The following is a 15,381-nucleotide window of genomic DNA, read 5'->3' as shown; positions in this document are numbered from 1 at the left end:
AGTAGTCTATTCTATAAATTTTTTTACCATGCTTGATTTCAAGCCACGAATAAAATCTTCAATACTGCAAGGATTTCTCCCTTCCATTTGTACAACTTTAGGAATTAAAGTGCCACCTTTTAAACTTATGTGCATATTATCATTAACGATCTTACCTTGTTCTGGAGCGAGAGCTTCAAAGTCAGCATCAAGTATCCTGATACGTTTATTCTCTATCTTGATGAACGCTTTTGGGTAAAATGCTTTAACCTTTCTATAAGCAACTTCACAAGCATCACTTGCATAAATTTTATAGTCTTCCACTTTGTCAGTGTAACATGCATCATTATCGTTCTGTTTTAAGGGAACCTGTTTTTCAATTTCGTTTAGCACTTCCAGCAGTAAATCACTGCCTAATTCAGACAATTTATCGTGCAATGTCTTGTAATTATCGTTCTTTTCGATAAGAAATTTTTCCTGTTTTAAAATAGGGCCGGAATCTAATCCTTCATCCAATTGCATAATGCTAACCCCGGTTTCTTGATCTCCTGCTAAAATTGTGTGCTGTATCGGAGCTGCACCACGCCACCTTGGTAATAATGAAGGATGAATATTAATACAACCATATTTTGGAATATTCAAAATTTCTCTTGGAAGTATCAACCCATACGCGGCTACAACTGCAACGTCTGGTTTGAAATTTCTAAATTTTTCTTGCTCTGCCGAAAACTTTAGAGAGATAGGAGTACATACCTCTATGTTACTTTCTTCAGCGATAACATGTACTGGAGATTTCGTTGGCTTCTGTCCACGCCCTGAAGGTTTTGGAGCCTTGGTGTATACTGCTACTATTTTATTCTGTGATTTCAATAGTAAGTTTAGCGTACTAACAGCGAATTCTGGTGACCCCATGAAAATAATTCTCATGGTGTCTTTGCTTTAAGAATTCTCTGCTAATTTACCACTTACAGCTTCTACTAATTTGGCAAAATCATCCTTATAATTAACGGCCATCTCAGCAAGAATCTTTCTATTTAAATCAATGCCGGCAAGTGTAAGACCATGCATAAACCTACCATAAGTAAGCCCATGCTCTCTTACTGCTGCATTAATACGTATTATCCATAAACCACGAAAATCACGTTTACGATTTCTTCTGTCTCTATAAGCATATTGCAGTGCTTTTTCAACTCTTTGTAATGCAATTCTATAACAACTTTTTGCGCGCCCTCTATAACCCTTTGCCAGTTTCAATATTTTCTTATGACGAGCGTGAGTAGTGACTCCACGTTTTACCCGAGCCATTTTATTTTACCTCCATTTTGTTAAATACCATAAGGCATATAAAGCTTAACTATACGCGAGTCAGATTTACCAAGAATCGTTGTACCGCGCTGATTACGAATATTAGATTTACTTCTCTTTACCATGCCATGCCTTTTGCCTGACTGAGTAGAAATGACTTTACCCTTAGCTGTAAGGTGAAAGCGCTTTTTGGCAGAGGATTTGGTTTTTAATTTTATTTTCTTCATATTCCAAATAAATTTACAAATACTACTATTGAGTTCTTTAATAGTAATTAAGTAGTAGTATAAATAATTTTATTAAAGAATCAAATTAAAATTGTATATTAAAGGAGCTTAAATGTAATTACGCCCAATATATGTGTTATACCTTCTTTATTCCCAAGTGGCAACAATACTTGCCTCATTTTAACACTTTCACTTTCTTCCTCTTCATTGATTGGGCATTTACTCTCTATTACAGTATCAAGTTTATCAATGACTGCATCTATTTTATATAGTCGCAGAAATGGTGCATCAATTGCATACTTATTATCAATGCGCGTCTTTTTCTCAAAACCATAGAATTCAACAGCCTTTTCTCCTGCATTTTCACAAATATAACCTTGATCCTTGACTTCAATGATAAAACAATGCTGCCATGACTCCATTATTTCTGCAGTGTCTATTTCGTGCCTTTCTGGCCAATCTCTGTCTGATCCTTTTATGTCACTCCAGTGTTGAGTCACCACATTTGCTATTCTTTTTTCTTTGCCTACATAAATTTCCATTCCAATTTCCACATATAAAACACAGATATGAGGTAAATTTATCGTGAATGTATTGATTTTTTCTTACCACAAGGTGCATATCACTAGAAGTTCTCGTACCGATTCCTGTTTATAACGCGAATTCTGGATTAAGGAAGGAAGAAAGTATAGGAAATAGAAGGCTTTTTGGATTTGATGGAATAGGAAATGAGAGTAGAAAAGATATGAACCAAAAAATTAACAGGGGATCTATGGCGAGTGTGTTCAATTTCTAGTCTATTTTTTAGGTAACCAAAAACAGTCTCAATGATAGACCTTTTTCTCAGTAAAATCTTCTCATTTAGCGAAATCAATGCATTTTTCATACCTTTTTTCACCTTGGTAACAAGTTTCAAACCTCGGTCAAACAGCTTCTGAAAAAGCTCTTTTGCAATATAACCTTTGTCACCAAACAAAAGGCCGGTTAATTTTTCCGTCAGATTTGGCACAGGTATCCTATCATCAACATTGCCTTTTGTTAGCGTAAGTGAATGAATTTCACCATTTTCATTGATTACCATATGTAATTTGAAACCAAAAAACCAGCCGTAAGTACTCTTGCTTAATTTTGCAATTCCAGCAAAAACTTTGTTTTTGGATATTCTTTTTGCATGACAAACTGCAATGGGAGTTGTGTCTATATATGAAATTCCAGTGTTTTCTGACTGTCCACAAAGCCAATGCAACAACATTGCTAAATGCCACAAAACCCTAGGCTTTAGAGCAACAAACCTGGTATATGAAGGCAACTTTGGAAACTCTGATTTGTAGAGCAACGTTAGGTAATGTAGATAGAAAGTTTTGAAATTTTTACACGGAGATTGTTGATATAGCAGGATTATTGTCATGATTTCGGAGTGTTCAATTTCCGTTGTTCTTGTGGGTTTTTTACCATTTGGCAGTAGTTTACCTGCAAAATTTTTCTCTATATCTCTGCAAAAATCATCGACCAAACAAAACAGTTTGTTATATCTTCCATGGTTAACCTCATCTGTTTTTTTATAACTGCTGAGTTTACCCTGTTTTCTTGCCTTTTCTATTCTCCTTTAATCCAGAATTCGCGTTTTAAGCATTGCTTATTTGCCAATATTCCCTTAACTTGACGCTTATGCACAGTCCACGGTATCACTCCAGTGCGTGACACTTGTATCTAGTTCTTATTATACAACTACCTAGTGTACTCGTTTCTAATTGAGTTTTCTGGATCCAAGTAGTCACGCTACTTGGATGACACCAATGAGTGATAGAAAGTTTTGCAAGAAGTCACTAATTGCAAAAATTTAATGTAAGTGGTAAAGTAGAACCACTGAATAAAAAACATATGTTAATTAATACAACGTCGGAGCTGGAGGACATATGTGAGGGGTTGATAGCAAAAAAGCCGAAATTTATAGCAGTTGACACGGAGTTCATTAGAAATAATTTAATCTACTACCCAAAATTATCGTTAATTCAAATTTCTTGCGGAGAGAAGAGTTTTATTGTAGACGCATTAGTGCCAGAAATTGATTTATCATTCATTAAGAAAATAATGCTAAATCAGGGGATAACCAAAGTGTTTCATAGCTGCCGGCAGGATATAGAATCCTTACTCACTGTGTTTAAATGTATTCCCACTCCCATTTTTGATACCCAAGTTGCCGCTATGTTTTGTCATTATTATCATGACTTTATTGGTTACTCAAAAGTAGTGGAGCAATATCAAGGAATAGCACTGGATAAAATTAAAGCTAAAAATTCAGACTGGTTAAGAAGGCCGTTATCCGAGAATCAGTTAGATTATGCAGTAAACGACGTGATACACCTATATGGCCTATACCAAATATTGTGCGATAAACTTGAAGAAAATAATAGGATGGGTTGGTTTCAAGAAGAGATGGAATCAATAGTTGATATAAATAAGTATTTACATAATCCAAAAGATGCATGGAAGAGGATTAAATTTAATTATGAAGTAAATCCAAGATTGATACTAACTGTTAAAGCAGTTAGTGAGTGGCAAGAGACCTTAGCACAGCGCTATAATATGAATCGTAATAAAGTAATTAATAATGCTGTAATAGCTGGTTTTATTGAAAAAAATGTAGAGCATGTTGATGAGATTTTAGATGATCTCAAGAGGAATGCAAAAAATATAAGAGATGCAGATTTACTAGAGTTTGTGAATATTTTTAATGAAAATGAGAGAAATTGGATGCAGCAAAACAACACCTTCCCGAATAATTATGACAAATCTGTATTCGATATACTCTCAATTATTTTAGATAGTAAATGTAAAGAAAGTAACATATCAAGGAAATTAGTTTCTTCAAAAGATGAGTTAACTGGGTCAATATCTAGGCAGACAGATAAACTATTCAAGGGGTGGAGATATGATTTTTTTGGCAGGTCAGTTGAATCATTTTTGAACACAAGCTCAAAATTTGAGATTTTAGCAGTGAAATCCGCAAATAATACAACTAAAATTCGGAGTAATTTGGTGAAGCAAATTGTGAATTGAAATCAACTGCTGAGATTTAACGAGTCCACTATATCTTTTACTTGAGAAAAAACATACTCTTTACGCGAATTCTGGATTAAGGAAGGAAGAAAGTATAGGAAATAGAAGGCTTTTTGGATTTGATGGAATAGGAAATGAGAGTAGAAAAGATATGAACCAAAAAATTAACAGGGGATCTATGGCGAGTGTGTTCAATTTCTAGTCTATTTTTTAGGTAACCAAAAACAGTCTCAATGATAGACCTTTTTCTCAGTAAAATCTTCTCATTTAGCGAAATCAATGCATTTTTCATACCTTTTTTCACCTTGGTAACAAGTTTCAAACCTCGGTCAAACAGCTTCTGAAAAAGCTCTTTTGCAATATAACCTTTGTCACCAAACAAAAGGCCGGTTAATTTTTCCGTCAGATTTGGCACAGGTATCCTATCATCAACATTGCCTTTTGTTAGCGTAAGTGAATGAATTTCACCATTTTCATTGATTACCATATGTAATTTGAAACCAAAAAACCAGCCGTAAGTACTCTTGCTTAATTTTGCAATTCCAGCAAAAACTTTGTTTTGGATATTCTTTTTGCATGACAAACTGCAATGGGAGTTGTGTCTATATATGAAATTCCAGTGTTTTCTGACTGTCCACAAAGCCAATGCAACAACATTGCTAAATGCCACAAAACCCTAGGCTTTAGAGCAACAAACCTGGTATATGAAGGCAACTTTGGAAACTCTGATTTGTAGAGCAACGTTAGGTAATGTAGATAGAAAGTTTTGAAATTTTTACACGGAGATTGTTGATATAGCAGGATTATTGTCATGATTTCGGAGTGCTCAATTTCCGTTGTTCTTGTGGGTTTTTTACCATTTGGCAGTAGTTTACCTGCAAAATTTTTCTCTATATCTCTGCAAAAATCATCGACCAAACAAAACAGTTTGTTATATCTTCCATGGTTAACCTCATCTGTTTTTTTATAACTGCTGAGTTTACCCTGTTTTCTTGCCTTTTCTATTCTCCTTTAATCCAGAATTCGCGTTCTTTGCTTACACTGGTATCGATAATAAAGTCACTCATCTTCCTTTTCTCCTCAATAGATAACTGAACATTGGAGATTAAATTTAGCTTTTCTTTATCTATGTTGCGTTCGTTAAGTCTTTGAGCTTGCACAACGCTATCTGCATGGACGAAAACAATAAGGTTGCAATATAAATAAAATTTTGTTTCTAATAGAAGTGGCACATCTAAAACTAAAAGTTTTCTATCGATCTTTATTTCCTTAGCAATAAAAAGTTCTAGTTCATTTCGCACAACGGCATGAACCAAAGATTGAAATTGTTTCCAATTTTCATCGTAGGCTAAGAAATATTTAGACAGTACTGTTCTATCTATTTCACCATTTACTACCACTCCAGGAAAATTTTTTTCTGCATAGCTTATTATGCTTTTATCCACTTTATAAAGTTGGTGTACAACAGAATCAGCATCAAATACAGCAGCACCAAACTCTTGAAAGCAATTAGCTACAAAGCTCTTTCCTACACCAATTCCCCCTGTTAGACCTATGATCATATAGCAAAATACATCAGACTCTTTTCGAAACTATAGCTAAGGTTTCTCTATATATATTAACTAGATTTTCTAGATCCCAGTGGGCTTTGTTGCATAGCACCTTAAACGCGAATTCTGGATTAAGGAAGAAAGAAAGTATAGGAAATAGAAGGCTTTTTGGATTTGATGGAATAGGAAATGAGAGTAGAAAAGATATGAACCAAAAAATTAACAGGGGATCTATGGCGAGTGTGTTCAATTTCTAGTCTATTTTTTAGGTAACCAAAAACAGTCTCAATGATAGACCTTTTTCTCAGTAAAATCTTCTCATTTAGCGAAATCAATGCATTTTTCATACGCGAATTCTGGATTAAAGGAGAATAGAAAAGGCAAGAAAACAGGGTAAACTCAGCAGTTATAAAAAAACAGATGAGGTTAACCATGGAAGATATAACAAACTGTTTTGTTTGGTCGATGATTTTTGCAGAGATATAGAGAAAAATTTTGCAGGTAAACTACTGCCAAATGGTAAAAAACCCACAAGAACAACGGAAATTGAGCACTCCGAAATCATGACAATAATCCTGCTATATCAACAATCTCCGTGTAAAAATTTCAAAACTTTCTATCTACATTACCTAACGTTGCTCTACAAATCAGAGTTTCCAAAGTTGCCTTCATATACCAGGTTTGTTGCTCTAAAGCCTAGGGTTTTGTGGCATTTAGCAATGTTGTTGCATTGGCTTTGTGGACAGTCAGAAAACACTGGAATTTCATATATAGACACAACTCCCATTGCAGTTTGTCATGCAAAAAGAATATCCAAAAACAAAGTTTTTGCTGGAATTGCAAAATTAAGCAAGAGTACTTACGGCTGGTTTTTTGGTTTCAAATTACATATGGTAATCAATGAAAATGGTGAAATTCATTCACTTACGCTAACAAAAGGCAATGTTGATGATAGGATACCTGTGCCAAATCTGACGGAAAAATTAACCGGCCTTTTGTTTGGTGACAAAGGTTATATTGCAAAAGAGCTTTTTCAGAAGCTGTTTGACCGAGGTTTGAAACTTGTTACCAAGGTGAAAAAAGGTATGAAAAATGCATTGATTTCGCTAAATGAGAAGATTTTACTGAGAAAAAGGTCTATCATTGAGACTGTTTTTGGTTACCTAAAAAATAGACTAGAAATTGAACACACTCGCCATAGATCCCCTGTTAATTTTTTGGTTCATATCTTTTCTACTCTCATTTCCTATTCCATCAAATCCAAAAAGCCTTCTATTTCCTATACTTTCTTCCTTCCTTAATCCAGAATTCGCGTTATTAGGGTACTTCTGAAGTCAAATTTTACTGAAAATTATGATATTTAAGATATAATTGTCAGCATGAAATAAAAACATAAATAAAATGGATCTTGTAAAAAAAGTGAAGCTCAAGATAAAGATGAATAAGGGCAAAATCATAAATGTACTTATCATTTGTGGTGTAATTTTTTTCATATACCTTATTCATGAGCCAGTTGTAGATATGGTAGAAAAAATTGTAAGTAAAATAAAAAGTCTCTTTTAAAAATTGCAAAAGTAAAATAGACTTTTTACATTACTCTCTGCCATACCAATCTGGGATCTGGAAGATTTAGTTAATATGTATAGTTGCTTACGCTAGTTATCTATATTAAATTTCAATAGATCGAAATAAGTATTTATAAAATTTTGATAAATATTTATTTTGTTTTTTATAACTAAAGTATCTATAATCCTAAATTTTAGATGAGATTCATGTTGCAGAGGAATTTTTTAATCTGGTTGTTGGCGTCACTGTTTTATGCATACCAATATATATTACGTGTAATCCCAAACATAATTGCGCCTGAATTGATAACAAAATTTAACATAAGTATTGCAGATGTTGGCCAGTTTGGCGGGTTATACTATGTAGGCTATAAGCTAGCTCATATACCTATTGGTCTTTTCCTCGATAGATTTGGACCAAAGTTTGTTTTGCCTGCTTGTACCATTTTGACATTTACCGGAACATTACCGCTTATATGCTTTGATGAGTGGAGTTATTCAATAATTGGAAGAATAATTGTGGGAATTGGGTCATCCGCTTCAGCAATTGGAATCTTTAAAGTTGCAAGCATGTATTTCTCGCAAGAAAAATCAGCAAGAATGGCCAGCTTATCTATAATAATAGGGTTATTAGGAGCTACTTGTGGTGGATTACCCCTGGACTTCTTACTCGATAAATTTGGTTGGGACTATGTTATTTACACTTTCTCAGCATTTGGTTATTTACTTGCCTTACTGTTATTCTTTATAACGCCAAGCAGTAATGACCAGAAAAAAGTGAGTGTAAATGATAATATGTTTCAGGATTTAAAAACTGTACTTTTCAACAAACATGTCATTCTAATCGGCTTTTTTGGTGGCTTGATGGTTGGTCCATTGCAGGGTTTTGCTGATGCTTGGGCAAAAACGTTCTTGTATGAAGTATATCAAATGACCGCAGATCTAGCATCTTTACTTCCTTCTCTCATATTTGTAGGCATGGGAGCTGGATCGTTCTTTTTGGCTTACTTTCTAGAGAAATATCCAAATAAACATTATGAAACAATTATTGCATGTTCTTTTGCAATGATCGCCGGTTTTTTATTACTTTTTACTCAGATTGGTGGCTTGTATGTTGTATTACCTACGCTTTTTATTATTGGTTTCGCATCTGGATATCAAGTAGTTACAATTTATAAAGCACTAAGTTATGTGAATAATAACTTGGTAGGCTTGGCTACAGCTGTGTCAAATATGATAGTCATGGTTTTTGGCTATTTTTTTCACACTGGAATCGCAAAGATAATAGATTTATGTTGGGATAAGACAGTGATACAAGGAAATCCTGTGTATAGTGCTGAATTGCTGATAAAAGCAACATCTATTATTCCTGTATGTTTGCTAATAGCTGTTTTTGGGCTCTTATGGTTAAAAAAGCAGGACAAGCAGTCTTAAAATTGCTTGTGCATCTTAAAATTAAAGCGAGGTTTGATCTATGATGAGTATTTTAAAAAAAATCTGTTGCTCTAAAAATAGTTTAAAGTCTTTTGATAACGAGGTTTATCAATCTATAGAAAAAGAATTGCAACGCCAAAAATCACAATTGCAATTAATTGCATCAGAAAATTTTGCAAGCAAAGCGGTAATGGAGGCACAAGGCTCTTTTCTGACTAATAAATACGCAGAAGGTTATCCAGGCAAAAGGTATTACTGTGGTTGTGAGCATGTGGACAAAGTTGAAAGTCTGGCTATAGAAAGACTTTGTAAGTTGTTTGGTGTAAAATTTGCAAATGTTCAGCCTCACTCTGGTTCTCAGGCAAATCAAGCAGTTTTTGCATCATTACTTACTCCAGGTGATACAATACTTGGATTGTCACTGAATTGTGGTGGGCATCTAACTCACGGTGCGGCGCCAAGCCTTTCTGGTAAATGGTTTAAGTCGATTCAATATACAGTAAATAAAGACACTTATCTGCTCAATATGGATGAGATAGAAAAGCTGGCGCTGGAGCATAAACCAAAATTGATCATAGCTGGTGCTTCTGCTTATCCAAGAAAAATGGACTTCAAACGCTTTCGCGAAATTGCAGATAAAGTTGGTGCTTATTTGCTTGCAGACATTGCTCACTATGCGGGGCTTATTGCAGCAGGCGAATATCCGTCTCCTGCTGAATATGCACATGTTATGACTTCCACAACTCACAAAACTTTGTGTGGTCCTCGTGGTGGAATAGTGATGACCAATGATGAAGCATTGCACAAAAAAATTCAATCTGCAGTTTTTCCAGGATTGCAGGGCGGGCCACTTATGCATGTGATAGCTGCAAAAGCTGTTGCATTTAAAGAAGCATTAGCGCCAGAGTTTAAAACTTATAGCAAGAAAGTCGTGGAAAATGCGAAAGTACTAGCTCAAGAATTGCAAAAGCATGGACTCGACATTATAACCGGTGGCACTGACTCTCATATAGTGCTAGTTGACTTAAGATCGCAGAAATTAACTGGAAAAGACGTTGTAGATAGCCTTGAGAGGGCTGGCATTACCTGCAATAAAAACTCTGTACCGTTTGATACAGAGAAGCCGACCATCACTTCAGGGCTCCGTTTTGGCACTGCTGCTGAGACAACACGCGGACTTGAGGCAGAAAATTTTAAAGAGATAGCTGGTCTAATAAATGAAGTAATTCAAGGATTAATCAGCGGAAATAGCCCTGATATTGAAAGAATGGTGAAAACTAAAGTTGAAAAGATTTGTAGTAATTTCCCTATTTATTAATTTATGTGGCGTCATCCAAGTAGCTGACAACATAGAAACGAAAAACTTACTTGACACCCTTCGCCAGCCCCCTTATTATGACAATAAGGGTATTTATGACTCAAAACTTGTTTTTGACCTGCAGGCTCAATGACAAAATTCAGTAAAAAACTCAGGGTATTTATTGGCGGATTACATAAAATTATAGCGGCTGCATGTCTTTTTTATTTTTTCTACATTCAGCCAAATCGCGCTTATTTTAAGCGTTAGCACATTATTAACGCGAATTCTGGATTAAGGAAGGAAGAAAGTATAGGAAATAGAAGGCTTTTTGGATTTGATGGAATAGGAAATGAGAGTAGAAAAGATATGAACCAAAAAATTAACAGGGGATCTATGGCGAGTGTGTTCAATTTCTAGTCTATTTTTTAGGTAACCAAAAACAGTCTCAATGATAGACCTTTTTCTCAGTAAAATCTTCTCATTTAGCGAAATCAATGCATTTTTCATACCTTTTTTCACCTTGGTAACAAGTTTCAAACCTCGGTCAAACAGCTTCTGAAAAAGCTCTTTTGCAATATAACCTTTGTCACCAAACAAAAGGCCGGTTAATTTTTCCGTCAGATTTGGCACAGGTATCCTATCATCAACATTGCCTTTTGTTAGCGTAAGTGAATGAATTTCACCATTTTCATTGATTACCATATGTAATTTGAAACCAAAAAACCAGCCGTAAGTACTCTTGCTTAATTTTGCAATTCCAGCAAAAACTTTGTTTTTGGATATTCTTTTTGCATGACAAACTGCAATGGGAGTTGTGTCTATATATGAAATTCCAGTGTTTTCTGACTGTCCACAAAGCCAATGCAACAACATTGCTAAATGCCACAAAACCCTAGGCTTTAGAGCAACAAACCTGGTATATGAAGGCAACTTTGGAAACTCTGATTTGTAGAGCAACGTTAGGTAATGTAGATAGAAAGTTTTGAAATTTTTACACGGAGATTGTTGATATAGCAGGATTATTGTCATGATTTCGGAGTGCTCAATTTCCGTTGTTCTTGTGGGTTTTTTACCATTTGGCAGTAGTTTACCTGCAAAATTTTTCTCTATATCTCTGCAAAAATCATCGACCAAACAAAACAGTTTGTTATATCTTCCATGGTTAACCTCATCTGTTTTTTTATAACTGCTGAGTTTACCCTGTTTTCTTGCCTTTTCTATTCTCCTTTAATCCAGAATTCGCGTATGAAAAATGCATTGATTTCGCTAAATGAGAAGATTTTACTGAGAAAAAGGTCTATCATTGAGACTGTTTTTGGTTACCTAAAAAATAGACTAGAAATTGAACACACTCGCCATAGATCCCCTGTTAATTTTTTGGTTCATATCTTTTCTACTCTCATTTCCTATTCCATCAAATCCAAAAAGCCTTCTATTTCCTATACTTTCTTCCTTCCTTAATCCAGAATTCGCGTTTTGACGTGAAACCGGAAATGGCTTTACTTTTATGCTCCCAAATTCGTTTAATTAAATTTGATGTTATACCTATATACAGGGTTCCATTTCGTTCACTTGCAAGTATATAAACATAATAACTTTTCATATATAGTAACCTGGATCCCAGTGGGCTTTGTTGCATCGCTACTTATGAAAGGCTAACTATAGTTAGGATTATAAGCAACCTATTGAAAATCTTGTTTTTTTGCAATCAATCTGATCAAATTTAAGAATAGTAATTTATTATTTATATTAATAAACTTAATTCTATTGAAAATAGCTAAAGCATTGAAATTCTTGAATTTTAGCCGGATTAGTGAGTGGTAGTGAAATTTCTTTTACTCAAATTTAGGTATTCACTGACCGTTCTTGTTATAAATACCAGAATAATAAGCTACTGATATTCTCCATCTTTTTTATCTTTAATCCATCATAGCTAGCGATGCAACAAAGCCGGACTTACCTCACATTTACCCTATGATTATCTTTTTAGATCACCTTGTCTACCTATTTTGCCACTCTGCTGAACGGATACAATTTATCGCTATTTTTGTTTACAATAATAATATTGAGCTATAGAATTAGATCTAAAGGGGCAATTAGCTCAGCTGGTAGAGCATCTCGTTTACACCGAGGAGGTCGGCAGTTCAAGTCTGTCATTGCCCATTTGCTTAACTAAATGTTAGTATTATTAATTACTTCGATCAAAGTATAGAAAATGCAGGATAATATAGTACCAATCTCAATAGTAAAAGAGCTGGAAGATTCTTATCTCTCCTACGCAATGAGCGTTATCATAAGCAGGGCTATACCTGACGTGCGGGATGGATTTAAACCTGTTCATAGGCGTATATTATATGCAATGTCAAGAGCTGGATTCGATGCCGGTAAGCCATATAAAAAAGCGGCTCGTATAGTAGGGGATGTAATGGGGAAATATCACCCACATGGTGATGCAGCTATTTACGATTCCTTGGTCAGGATGGCTCAAGATTTTTCTCTTCTTTTACCACTTATTGATGGGCAAGGTAACTTTGGTTCGATAGATGGAGATCCACCAGCTTCAATGCGATACACAGAAGCAAGACTTCAAAAAGTGTCGCACTTTTTACTGAATGATATTGATGAAGATACAGTTGATTTTAGGCCAAACTACGATGGAAATGAAACAGAGCCTATTGTGCTGCCTGCAGAGTTTCCGAATCTATTGGTAAACGGTGCAAGTGGTGTTGCAGTTGGTATGGCAACCAATATTCCTTCTCATAATCTTGGAGAAATAATAGATGCTTGTATATTATATGTAGATAATCCTGAAGTTACTTTTGATGAGTTACTTGAAGTGATGCCAGGGCCGGATTTCCCAACTGGGGGAACGATTCTTGGAAGGTCTGGAATAAGATCAGCATTTGCAACGGGTCGTGGATCAATTGTTGTGCAAGGCAAGACTCACATGGAAGACCTGCCACAAGATAGGCAAGCAATAGTGATTGATGAAATACCTTACCAGGTAAATAAAGTAAAATTAATTGAGAAGATAGGTGAACTTGTAAAAGAAAAAAGAATTGATGGCATAACAGAAATTAGGGATGAGTCCGATAAGTCTGGTATTAGAGTAGTAATTGACCTCAGAAGAAATGCTGCAGCAGATTTTATACTTAATCAAATACTGGGACTCACTCCACTAAAAAGTAGTTTTAGTGTTAACACTTTAGTCCTTAACAACAACAAGCCTGCTTTGATGTCATTAAAAGAAATCATAGCTGCTTTTGTTGACTTTAGAAAAGAAGTATTAATCAGGAGAACAGAATTTCGTCTAAGAAAAACGAGGGAAAAAGCTCATATATATATAGGGCTCTACATTGCGGTCTTGAGCATAGATGAAGTGATAAAAATCATCCGTGGTGCAAAAGATCCTGCGGAAGCAAGTAGAGAACTTTTAAATAAAGAATGGAAAACTTCGAATGAAATCAACACTATTATTGAGTTGATTTCAGATAGCGCAAGCTTTTTGAAAGATGGAGTGTATAGATTAACTGAGCTACAAATTAAGGCTATCCTTGATATGAAACTGCAGCGTTTAACAGGCCTTGAAAAAGACAAATTAGAAGCTGAGCTAAGTTCAATGATCAACCTGATAAAAGAATATATCGCTTTTCTTGGCTCAGAAGAGAAGTTGATGAAGGAAATAAAAAACAATTTACAAGAAATAAAGAACAGATTTGCCGTACCACGAAAAACTGCAATGGAGGAATCAGATACGGACATTGAAGCTGAAGATCTAATTCCACAAGAGGATATGGTGATAACCGTAACTATGAATGGTTATATCAAGCGTGTGAAGCTTTCTCACTACAAAACTCAGCATCGTGGTGGAAAAGGAAAGCTAGGACAGGGGTTAAAAGAAGAGGATGTAATCACAAAATTATTTGTTGAAAATACCCACACTAGCCTTTTATTCTTTTCTAATATTGGCCGAGTTTATAGATTAAAGGTTTATAAGTTGCCTCTTGCAGAACCAACTGCACGTGGAAGAGCGCTTGTTAACATATTTCCGCTTAGCGATGGTGAAACTATAACTAATATAATGCCGTTGCCAAGTGAAAATGACGAAAATCAAAACATAGTTTTTGCTACTGCCTATGGAAACATAAGGCGTAACTCTTTAGCGGACTTTCACTATATTCCAAGCAATGGAAAAATAGCAATAAAGCTCGATGAAGGAGACAAATTAATATCGGTTAAAGTATGCAATGAAATTGATCATGTTTTACTTTCAACAACGCTTGGAAAAAGTATCAGATTTGTTGTAAGTGATGTGCGTCAATTTAAGAGTCGCAATTCAGATGGCGTAAGAGGTATCAAACTTGTAAAGAATGACAGCGTGATATCCATGACCATATTAAATGGGATAGGTGTAGCAACAGAAACAAAAGAACTTTACTTAAAAGTTCCACTTGCAAAAAGACTGGGGACTGCAATTAATAACTCCATTGATTCTAAATTGGAAAAGACTTTGAATGATTTAGGAATAGATAACGAATTATTCTTAAAACTTGCAGTGAATGAGGAGTTTATATTAACTATTACCGAAAATGGCTTTGGTAAAAGAACTTCTGCGTATGAGTATAGAATAACTAACAGGGGTGGTGTTGGTATCACCAATATTCTTACTACCAGCAGAAACGGCAATGTTGTTGCTAGTTTTCCAGTTGAGCAGGGTGATAATATCATGCTTATTACAGATAAAGGAAAGTTAATTCGTATTTCAGTAAATGATATCAGAATTGCAGGACGTAGCACTCAAGGAGTCACTCTGTTTAAAACAGAGAGTAGAGAAAAGGTGGTGTCAGTAGCAAAAGTCGAAGATCCTGATTCCACTGAAGATAGTATTTCTGAAGTTGGAGACTCTATCTCTTCTCAACCGTAGTACAGGTTAAACAAAAAGCGCAAGTTTTTGTTGATTA

Annotated in this window: 14 protein-coding genes, 1 tRNA gene and 3 pseudogenes; 8 read left to right on the top strand and 10 right to left on the bottom strand. The window is 35.0% G+C overall.

Annotated elements, in window-relative coordinates; translation table 11 throughout:
• Window positions 1–6: 6 nt before the first annotated feature.
• From fmt to AAGD95_RS05395, 5 genes are all read right to left on the bottom strand, one after another.
• Window positions 7–906, bottom strand: coding sequence for a methionyl-tRNA formyltransferase (gene fmt / locus AAGD95_RS05415; RefSeq protein WP_341818399.1), 900 nt, complete (start codon window positions 904–906; stop codon window positions 7–9).
• 12 nt (window positions 907–918) lie between these two features.
• The gene (gene rplT / locus AAGD95_RS05410) at window positions 919–1,284 is read right to left on the bottom strand and encodes a 50S ribosomal protein L20 (protein WP_015589254.1); all 366 of its coding nucleotides are present in this window, start codon (window positions 1,282–1,284) and stop codon (window positions 919–921) included.
• 20 nt (window positions 1,285–1,304) lie between these two features.
• Window positions 1,305–1,511 (bottom strand): 50S ribosomal protein L35, encoded by a 207-nt coding sequence (gene rpmI / locus AAGD95_RS05405; RefSeq protein WP_341818398.1) that lies wholly within the window; start codon window positions 1,509–1,511, stop codon window positions 1,305–1,307.
• A 98-nt stretch (window positions 1,512–1,609) separates the two neighbouring features.
• Window positions 1,610–2,053: a PAS domain-containing protein gene (locus AAGD95_RS05400; RefSeq protein WP_341818848.1), complete on the bottom strand. Its 444-nt coding sequence runs from the start codon at window positions 2,051–2,053 to the stop codon at window positions 1,610–1,612.
• Window positions 2,054–2,181: 128 nt separating this feature from the next.
• Window positions 2,182–3,033, bottom strand: coding sequence for an IS982 family transposase (locus AAGD95_RS05395; protein WP_410542088.1), 852 nt, complete (start codon window positions 3,031–3,033; stop codon window positions 2,182–2,184).
• 15 nt (window positions 3,034–3,048) lie between these two features.
• On the opposite strand from AAGD95_RS05395, the gene AAGD95_RS05390 reads away from it, so the two are divergent.
• Window positions 3,049–3,174: a hypothetical protein gene (locus AAGD95_RS05390; RefSeq protein ID WP_341818397.1), complete on the top strand. Its 126-nt coding sequence runs from the start codon at window positions 3,049–3,051 to the stop codon at window positions 3,172–3,174.
• A gap of 218 nt (window positions 3,175–3,392) precedes the next feature.
• A complete protein-coding gene (locus tag AAGD95_RS05385; protein WP_341818847.1) occupies window positions 3,393–4,571 on the top strand; it encodes a ribonuclease D in 1,179 nt (392 codons plus the stop codon).
• A gap of 76 nt (window positions 4,572–4,647) precedes the next feature.
• On the opposite strand, the pseudogene AAGD95_RS05380 reads toward AAGD95_RS05385, so the two are convergent.
• The 3 genes and pseudogenes from AAGD95_RS05380 to AAGD95_RS05370 form a co-directional block, all read right to left on the bottom strand.
• Window positions 4,648–5,498 (bottom strand): annotated as a pseudogene (locus AAGD95_RS05380) (IS982 family transposase).
• Between the two features lie 74 nt (window positions 5,499–5,572).
• Complete coding sequence (gene coaE / locus AAGD95_RS05375) at window positions 5,573–6,133, bottom strand: dephospho-CoA kinase (RefSeq protein WP_341818396.1); 561 nt, start codon at window positions 6,131–6,133, stop codon at window positions 5,573–5,575.
• 119 nt (window positions 6,134–6,252) lie between these two features.
• A pseudogene (locus tag AAGD95_RS05370) lies at window positions 6,253–6,468 on the bottom strand (transposase); the annotation flags it as partial.
• Window positions 6,469–6,570: 102 nt separating this feature from the next.
• Between AAGD95_RS05370 and AAGD95_RS05365 the strand changes: the two are divergent.
• The 3 genes from AAGD95_RS05365 (at window position 6,571) to glyA (ending at window position 10,438) form a co-directional block, all read left to right on the top strand.
• The gene (locus AAGD95_RS05365) at window positions 6,571–7,422 is read left to right on the top strand and encodes an IS982 family transposase (RefSeq protein ID WP_410542088.1); all 852 of its coding nucleotides are present in this window, start codon (window positions 6,571–6,573) and stop codon (window positions 7,420–7,422) included.
• A 471-nt stretch (window positions 7,423–7,893) separates the two neighbouring features.
• Window positions 7,894–9,120 (top strand): MFS transporter, encoded by a 1,227-nt coding sequence (locus tag AAGD95_RS05360; protein ID WP_341818846.1) that lies wholly within the window; start codon window positions 7,894–7,896, stop codon window positions 9,118–9,120.
• Between the two features lie 40 nt (window positions 9,121–9,160).
• A complete protein-coding gene (gene glyA / locus AAGD95_RS05355) occupies window positions 9,161–10,438 on the top strand; it encodes a serine hydroxymethyltransferase (RefSeq protein WP_341818395.1) in 1,278 nt (425 codons plus the stop codon).
• A 273-nt stretch (window positions 10,439–10,711) separates the two neighbouring features.
• On the opposite strand, the gene AAGD95_RS05350 is transcribed toward glyA, so the two are convergent.
• The gene (locus tag AAGD95_RS05350) at window positions 10,712–11,563 is read right to left on the bottom strand and encodes an IS982 family transposase (protein WP_410542088.1); all 852 of its coding nucleotides are present in this window, start codon (window positions 11,561–11,563) and stop codon (window positions 10,712–10,714) included.
• Window positions 11,564–11,665: 102 nt separating this feature from the next.
• On the opposite strand from AAGD95_RS05350, the pseudogene AAGD95_RS05345 reads away from it, so the two are divergent.
• Window positions 11,666–11,881: pseudogene (locus tag AAGD95_RS05345) on the top strand (transposase); the annotation flags it as partial.
• On the opposite strand, the gene AAGD95_RS05340 reads toward AAGD95_RS05345, so the two are convergent.
• The gene (locus AAGD95_RS05340) at window positions 11,853–12,023 is read right to left on the bottom strand and encodes a GIY-YIG nuclease family protein (RefSeq protein WP_410542097.1); all 171 of its coding nucleotides are present in this window, start codon (window positions 12,021–12,023) and stop codon (window positions 11,853–11,855) included. The pseudogene AAGD95_RS05345 and the gene AAGD95_RS05340 overlap by 29 nt on opposite strands.
• A 487-nt stretch (window positions 12,024–12,510) precedes the next feature.
• Between AAGD95_RS05340 and AAGD95_RS05335 the strand changes: the two genes are divergently transcribed.
• Window positions 12,511–12,583, top strand: a tRNA-Val gene (locus AAGD95_RS05335).
• Between the two features lie 52 nt (window positions 12,584–12,635).
• Complete coding sequence (gyrA, locus tag AAGD95_RS05330) at window positions 12,636–15,344, top strand: DNA gyrase subunit A (RefSeq protein ID WP_341818394.1); 2,709 nt, start codon at window positions 12,636–12,638, stop codon at window positions 15,342–15,344.
• Window positions 15,345–15,381 lie beyond the last annotated feature (37 nt).

Origin of the sequence: Wolbachia endosymbiont (group B) of Ennomos erosarius, assembly GCF_964026905.1 — a bacterium.
Lineage (GTDB): Bacteria > Pseudomonadota > Alphaproteobacteria > Rickettsiales > Anaplasmataceae > Wolbachia.
The sequence above is the reverse complement of the archived record's forward strand: the minus strand, read 5'-3'. Positions and strand labels throughout refer to the sequence as shown.

Bases quoted from the DNA above. Each gene is read 5' to 3' on its own strand.
- rpmI (WP_341818398.1), bottom strand. From the start codon at position 1,511: ATGAAGAAAATAAAATTAAAAACCAAATCCTCTGCCAAAAAGCGCTTT.
- AAGD95_RS05390 (WP_341818397.1), top strand. From the start codon at position 3,049: ATGGTTAACCTCATCTGTTTTTTTATAACTGCTGAGTTTACCCTGTTT.
- AAGD95_RS05385 (WP_341818847.1), top strand. From the start codon at position 3,393: ATGTTAATTAATACAACGTCGGAGCTGGAGGACATATGTGAGGGGTTG.
- glyA (WP_341818395.1), top strand. From the start codon at position 9,161: ATGATGAGTATTTTAAAAAAAATCTGTTGCTCTAAAAATAGTTTAAAG.
- AAGD95_RS05340 (WP_410542097.1), bottom strand. From the start codon at position 12,023: ATGAAAAGTTATTATGTTTATATACTTGCAAGTGAACGAAATGGAACC.
- AAGD95_RS05360 (WP_341818846.1), top strand. From the start codon at position 7,894: ATGTTGCAGAGGAATTTTTTAATCTGGTTGTTGGCGTCACTGTTTTAT.
- fmt (WP_341818399.1), bottom strand. From the start codon at position 906: ATGAGAATTATTTTCATGGGGTCACCAGAATTCGCTGTTAGTACGCTA.
- AAGD95_RS05400 (WP_341818848.1), bottom strand. From the start codon at position 2,053: ATGGAAATTTATGTAGGCAAAGAAAAAAGAATAGCAAATGTGGTGACT.
- rplT (WP_015589254.1), bottom strand. From the start codon at position 1,284: ATGGCTCGGGTAAAACGTGGAGTCACTACTCACGCTCGTCATAAGAAA.
- gyrA (WP_341818394.1), top strand. From the start codon at position 12,636: ATGCAGGATAATATAGTACCAATCTCAATAGTAAAAGAGCTGGAAGAT.
- coaE (WP_341818396.1), bottom strand. From the start codon at position 6,133: ATGATCATAGGTCTAACAGGGGGAATTGGTGTAGGAAAGAGCTTTGTA.